Origin of the sequence: Desulfonatronospira sp. (assembly GCA_003563255.1) — a bacterium.
Classification (GTDB): domain Bacteria; phylum Desulfobacterota; class Desulfovibrionia; order Desulfovibrionales; family Desulfonatronovibrionaceae; genus Desulfonatronospira.
Genome location: PWSL01000063.1, coordinates 1 through 6186 on the forward strand (window position 1 = coordinate 1; position 6186 = coordinate 6186).

7 protein-coding genes are annotated in these 6186 nt (G+C 64.2%); all 7 read right to left on the reverse strand.

What is annotated here, in order from left to right; translation table 11 throughout:
- The coding region (locus QZP87_RS01840) for a hypothetical protein (protein ID WP_291321217.1) at positions 1 to 219 on the reverse strand (219 nt) is incomplete at its 3' end.
- A gap of 3 nt (positions 220 to 222) precedes the next feature.
- Positions 223 to 2298, reverse strand: a complete 2076-nt coding sequence (locus QZP87_RS01845; protein ID WP_291321218.1) for a hypothetical protein — start codon at positions 2296 to 2298, stop codon at positions 223 to 225.
- Positions 2299 to 2302: 4 nt separating this feature from the next.
- Positions 2303 to 2701, reverse strand: a complete 399-nt coding sequence (locus QZP87_RS01850; protein ID WP_291321219.1) for a hypothetical protein — start codon at positions 2699 to 2701, stop codon at positions 2303 to 2305.
- Between the two features lie 22 nt (positions 2702 to 2723).
- Positions 2724 to 3092 carry a hypothetical protein gene (locus QZP87_RS01855; RefSeq protein ID WP_291321220.1) on the reverse strand — a complete coding sequence of 123 codons (369 nt, stop codon included), beginning with the start codon at positions 3090 to 3092 and terminating at the stop codon, positions 2724 to 2726.
- A gap of 24 nt (positions 3093 to 3116) precedes the next feature.
- Entirely contained in the window at positions 3117 to 5294 is a 2178-nt protein-coding gene (locus QZP87_RS01860; RefSeq protein WP_291321221.1) for a hypothetical protein, read from the reverse strand.
- Positions 5295 to 5299: 5 nt separating this feature from the next.
- Positions 5300 to 5680: a hypothetical protein gene (locus QZP87_RS01865; protein ID WP_291321222.1), complete on the reverse strand. Its 381-nt coding sequence runs from the start codon at positions 5678 to 5680 to the stop codon at positions 5300 to 5302.
- 40 nt (positions 5681 to 5720) lie between these two features.
- Positions 5721 to 6101, reverse strand: a complete 381-nt coding sequence (locus QZP87_RS01870; RefSeq protein ID WP_291321223.1) for a hypothetical protein — start codon at positions 6099 to 6101, stop codon at positions 5721 to 5723.
- Between the last annotated feature and the right edge of the window lie 85 nt (positions 6102 to 6186).

Genomic DNA, 6186 nt, shown 5'->3' on the forward strand with positions numbered 1-6186 from the left:
GTAAGTTGTTTGCGTGAGCATACAATCAACCACATTGTCCCACGACGCCAAGAAGTGATCCGGTACACCGCACTCGCAGTCACAAGGTGACGGTGCCTCATCCCCGCACTCGCAGTCGCACAGCTCTTCGTCGAATGCGATCTTGAGCCCTTCCGATGTCTCGACGAGCACCGGCTTCAGTGCACCATTATCCCATCGGAGAATCGGTGCGTAGGTCATGGGTTAAACCTCTTCTCCTCCGTTGATGGGCGGGCACACGATACTGTCGAGGCACGCGGGGTCGCCCTCGGCTTCGTCTCCGGGGCATCCGGCCAACACGTAGATCGGTGTGCGAAGCGGCGTCCAGCACAGCCCGGTGGATTCACTAGCGCCCAGCGTCCCGTCCGTCACCGGCTCGATACGAGTCAGGTTTTCCGTGATCGGCTCTCCGGGTCCGACGGCGCAGCCGAGCAGGCAATGCCGCACGGTGGGCGTGGTCCGTTCGCAACCGATCACTTCCTCCTCGTCCAGCACTTCCTCGTAACTGGGCGAGGCGTCCTTGTCGGGCACATCCAAGGTCAGCATTGGCAGCGGGATAGATGCTCCGGATTGCTCCGTTCCGCAGCCGAGCACCCATTTGCGTTTGGTGCTGATGCTGAGCACGCAATCCTTCGGCGGATCGGGACCGTTGCCGTTACCCTCTCCGTTGAAATCGTCGCAGCAGATCCCGACTCCCGGCGCGCCGAGCGTGAACGGTTCGCCGACCGGCTGTTCCGGCGACTGATCGTCGAACCACTGGAGAGTGAGGACCACACACTCGCACTCGCTGAATTCGTAGAAATCGATCGTCGTTTCGCCCGGCGGATTGACGCCCTCAATCCAGATATACCGTTCGCCGCCAAGGTTCAGCTCCTCGATCACCTCATCGTCGGCTCCGCCGGCGCATTTTACCAACGACAGATACAGCTGGTGCGCACCTTCCGGCGGCGTGATGTCGAGCGTCAGCGTGGGTGTCGGCCACTGCTGGTCACCGCAATGGGCGTCGACTATCGTGACACCTTCGCGCGGTCCAGTGTCCGGCGTCTTGCCGCAGAACCCGACACCCGAGACGGAATCGACGGGCGTCAGAGCGCCTTCCAGATCCTGCCACTCGATTTCCCCGCAGTCCATACACCACTGGACGGCAATCATGCCCTTGAGCCGTGCAATTTGCAGCGTCGGCTCGGACCCTTCAGCGCAGCGGAACCCGACGATAGGATTCGATTCGTAGGGGATTAGCTTGGGGGCGACCTGCAGAACCACCCACTCGCAATTGTCGTCGTCCCAGCCGAGCAGCACCAGCTGCCCCGCGCAGCCGTAGAGCAACGCGGGGTTGCCCGCTTCGGTAATCGTGGTTCGCGGGTTCCAGTCGCACACGTCCAGTGCGGTGAATCCTGCGATACTGGCCGTGGCGGCGGCGCATAAGTCGGACGCGAGAACCGCGGTTGCCAGGCGGGCCCGATCGCCGGGGACCAGCCAGCCGGATTGCTCGCCCGGCGTCCAGTGCAACGTGACCTCTTCGTCCTTATCGCAGCCGATGTTTCGGTTGCTTTTATTGCACGCGCTCACCGTGCAAACCGGGTCCGGTTCCGACCACGTGCAGCCCGCACTGTCGTTGTGCAGCACACTGACGTTGCCCGCGGCATTGCAACCGATTGTCGAGGTCACTTTGACTCGGCGTGGTGGCAGGTAAGGTCCGGCGGGTCGAAAGCAGCCCTCGAATTCGCAGTCCCGCGTAACGCGAAACCGTTCGTCTTGCAGTGCCAGCACCCAATAGTCCGGATCACACAAGGGCAGCTCGCCGTACAGTTCGTCGTCGACCCACGCCCCGTCTTCCCATTTCTGCGCGTAGACCGTGCCGCCTTGTCCGGGCTTAATGCACTGCGTCGCGCGGACCATCAGCAGGCGATGGCAGGGCCAGACGACCCGATAGCGACCGTTGGCAAACGCGACTTCGATCGGCGTTTCCGGCGGCAGCCAGATCCGCGAGGCGGCGTGTGTCTTGGGTTCCTCCGACCGGTCCGTCCATTCCACCGCCGACAGGTCGCTCTCCACGTCGGAATCGATAAAGACGAACGGCAGCAGATGGTTTGTGCCGTCCTCGTATTCCGGGTACTCTTCGCCGGAACCCTCGGGCGGCTCGACAGTGCGTGCGGCCCACGTTTCGCGCACGTTTCCCACGTGGGCGTCGCGGGTGCGGGTGGGCAGGAACCGGCGGGTCAGGGCGGCCACCTGGCGTTCCAGTTCGGCAACTCGGTCGGGGATCGGCACTCGGGTCATGGTCTTACTTCTTCTTCTTTCGCGGCCCGGCATCGATGGTAATTTCGACACGCGGTTTCGCAGGGTCGCGTTCGTGGATCGGGGGCAGGTGCGTCAGGTGCCGGTCGTTTGCGATCACCCCGGCGTCCTGCAGACCGTCGAAAGCAGGCTTGAGCCAGGCGATCAGATTATCGTCGTCCTGGCGGCGTTGGCCGCGTCCGTAGTAGATCGTCACCTGTGCGGTGGCGGCGGGCCACATGGGCGGCTGGCCGCGGAAGTGTTCCTGGATCTGGCAGTAGGCCAGTGAATGGACCAGAGCGCGAAAGTCGCGGACCACTCGCCATCGCCATTTGTGCTTCCGCGTGCGCCCGTTCGGGTGGATCACGCGGGGCGGCTGCTGCATACTGACGGTCAGGGATCGCATGGGAGGCGGCTCCGTCCGTGGGCTACTGGTTGACTCCGACAATCTGCGCATCGAGCGTTCCGGCGGCAGCGGCCACGCGAAGGACAACACCGTCGTCCAGCGGCAGAACCACCTGCGCCAGCGGCGGCAGTTCCAGGAACGGTTCCAGGGCGTCGCCTGCGTTCTTCGGTCCGATCAGCATGGCGTTCTCACTGGACAGGTTTTTGACGAACACCCAGCCGGGCGTTACGTCCCCGAAATCCACGTCTTGTTCAGCGGTCGTGAGACTGAGCAGTCCCGGCGTTCCGCCGCGAGCGGTGGTCTGCTCTTGCTGAAACGGGCCGCCGAGTTGCGGCTGCCGGTACGGGCCGTTGCTGACAGCGAGCCCGGCGGTGATTTGGATTTGCGACATGGTGCGAGGTTCCTTTCCTATCGTTTATTGGGCGCGCGGCAGGTAATCGAGTTCCGCGTAGGCGGTCGCCACGGTCATCTTGGGAAGCGGCGGTGTTTCGCCTTCGCCTAGCGGGAATTGGATCGTGATCTCCGAGACCACGGTATTGACGGGCCACGTGCCGTGCGTGTCCGTCAGGGAAACGATACGGCGTCCGATCGCGAGTTCGCCCGTGACGCAGGCGGTGGTCAGGGCCAGCGAGAGACGCGGTGTGCGGTGCCAGGCGTAGGCCCGTTGTGCGATCAGCCGCAGGACGCGGCGGTCGTCGATCAGGGGCCCGCCGGCGGTGCGGCGCAGTAAGGCGTCAGCCGGGTCGGTTCCGACCACTGTGTTCGGGCGCACGTCGACGCGAGTGTAGCCGGGTGCGTCGATCCGCAGCCGCAGCACCTGGTCGCCCAGCATTTCGATCTGGTCTTCCGCCGGAAAGAATTCGATTGTGTCTCGCGGTTCGTGGATTCCGACCGTCAGAATAATGTTCTGCCAATCGGCCCCGCCGGGTATGTAATCGCGAGTGAAAATGTAGAGGCCGCCTGCCAGCACAAGCTGCTCTTCGCCCTGGACCCGGATCTCCACGCCCGGCCGGTCGGGCAGCGGTCGCACGTCTGCGGACCAGCGGCGGTTGCGTCCTTCGTCCACCTGGTCCAGGTCTGCACCGCGGTGCACTTCGTCTAGCGGATAGTAGCGGTCGACGGGCAGCTCTTCCCCTTCGTCGATCCCGATCCAACCGGACAGCGGCACCGGCTCGTGCACGTATTCTCCCGGCTGGCCCAGACGCGTGCCGCGATAGGTTGGCGGGTCCGGTTGCGCGGCCAGGTTCGCAATCGTGCCGCCCGCGATGTCGAAGCCGGTCAGGATCGGCAGCTGCTCAGCGAACTGTAGCAGCGGCGGGTAGACCCAGAACCGTTCTCCCTCAGCGTCGTTAGGATCCTCCTCCCATGCAATCGGTCGTTTCAGGGAACCGTCGTCGTAGCCGCCACCGGCTCGCTGGTCCCAGTTCGCGGGCGTGCCGTAGTGTGCCCACACGTGCCGATAGCGTTCGTGGTTGCGGAACGTGCGTTGCCGTTCGTCTTGCTCGTCGCGGTCGTCAGGCCAGTCGCCTTCCCCGGACGCACCTTGCGCGTAGGCCGCCTGGTCCGCAATCGTCCATAGCGACGTGAGTGTTTCGTCGCCGCGGCCTCGCAGCGAAAACACAATCTCCCGCTGGTCTCCGACCACCACCACCTGGTCGACCGTGTGGGCGGCGTCGGTGGTCAGCGAGGCGGCTCCGCTGGCGTCGGTCGATACGTCGAGGGTATCGGCCAGCGGGTTCGTCGGGATCTGGCCGATCACGTGTCCGGTGCGTGAATAGACGGGGATCGGCTGTTCAGCGAACGTAAAGAATTGCACGCCCAGCGTGGTCTGGCCGCCCGACGTGACCGGTTGCACTCGCCATCCGGTCAGCTGGTAGCGTGAGACCAGCGCCCGCAATAGATCGACCCACTGCCGATCGTGTGTTTCGATTTGGGGGCGGTCCCAATCGGGCAGCTGGTCCAGTGCGGCGGGGGTCCAGTGCCAAACCGGGACCCAAGCCGGCGTGAGCGGTGCGGCCAGGGCCAGCGTGGTTTCCACGGCATCGCGAGTCGACCACCAGGCGGCCGCGTCCGGATCGGGCTCGAATATATAGACGCTCTCACCGTGGACGGTATGCTTTCCTTGCGAGCGGTTCGGCCGGTTGTCCTGGTTGAAAGTTAAGCCGCGTCCGGCCCAGCGGACCGTGCCGTTGTGTAGCCAGGGGGCGTTACGACAGGGGTTGTGCAGTAGCCACTCGACACCGACCGCGGTAAACCGCTGCTGGTCCGATTGCAGCGACGCGCGTCGCCAGACTCCAATCCATTCCAGCGGCGGGCGTCCGTCCGCTCCGTACACGGTGACCCCGACGTAGCTGCGCGGATTGATCACCAGCGGCGCGCGGTTGACCCAGAGGTTTGAGTCGGGCGCGAGGTACGGGAGAAACCGATAGCGAAACACGGCGCTGCCGAGCGATTCGCCGGTACTCCACGATAGGTTCAGACAGTGCAAAAACGCACTGACATCAATCCACGGTGAGTTCCACGTCGCTTTCGTAAACACCGCGTGCGTGGCGGGTTGGGCGAGTGTCGGTTGGGTCAGGGAGATTGCAGCCACGTCGTTCAGCCTCGGGTAACCAGGGTCCAGGTAGCACGCACGCCAGCCCGTGCGACGGGCGAGAGTCCGCCGTATCCGATCACGATCCGCTCCGGTTGCGCGTCGACGTTCACCAGTAAGGCGGAGTAGGGCAAGGATTCGCCGGCGTACACGATTGGGACAACCGAACCGACCAGCCACCGGTACTGTTCCGCCAGCCATTGCGCGGAGGCGAAAGTCGGCTGGTCGACCCACGTCTCCACCGTCTGCTGTTCGCCGCGAGCGCCGGTCAGAAACGCCGCGTAGCCGGGGATCCCGGCCCGGCTCTCCAGTGCCACACGCTGGACCGGACCGGCGGGTTTCCGGTCCATCGTCAGGAACTCGAATTGGCCGAGTGAGCTAATCATGTGCTCTCCGTTCCTACGATCGGCGGCTGCCTCACTCAAATCAAATCGCCGCACCCGGGAGGTGCCGCACGTTTGCCGTGCCGCTCATGCCCGGCGTCGGCTTCCAATCGCCACCCGAATCAATCTGCTCCAACTCCACTGCGGCCAACTGGTTGACCACGCTTACCAGTTCAATCGTCTGGTCGCCCGTCAAATCGAACCGCATGTCCAGTTTCGTATCGTCGCCCGGGTCCCTCGCCAGCGCGACCGGCCCGGCCAGTATCGCCGCATCGCCGCCCTCGCGAGTCGGATGGATGCGCAGCCGCCAAGAATCAGGGTCCTCGTCGGCCGCCGTCCACGGCGTGGCGGCCTTCAGTTGCAGGATGGTAGTCCACGGCGCGCCCGGGAAGATATAATTGGCAGTACCTGAGTAATTCAGCATATCACCTTTCCTTTCACTCCCAGCTCGATCACCGTGCCGGTGAAACTCGGCGTAACCACCCGCCCCACAATTCGGCGGCAGACAA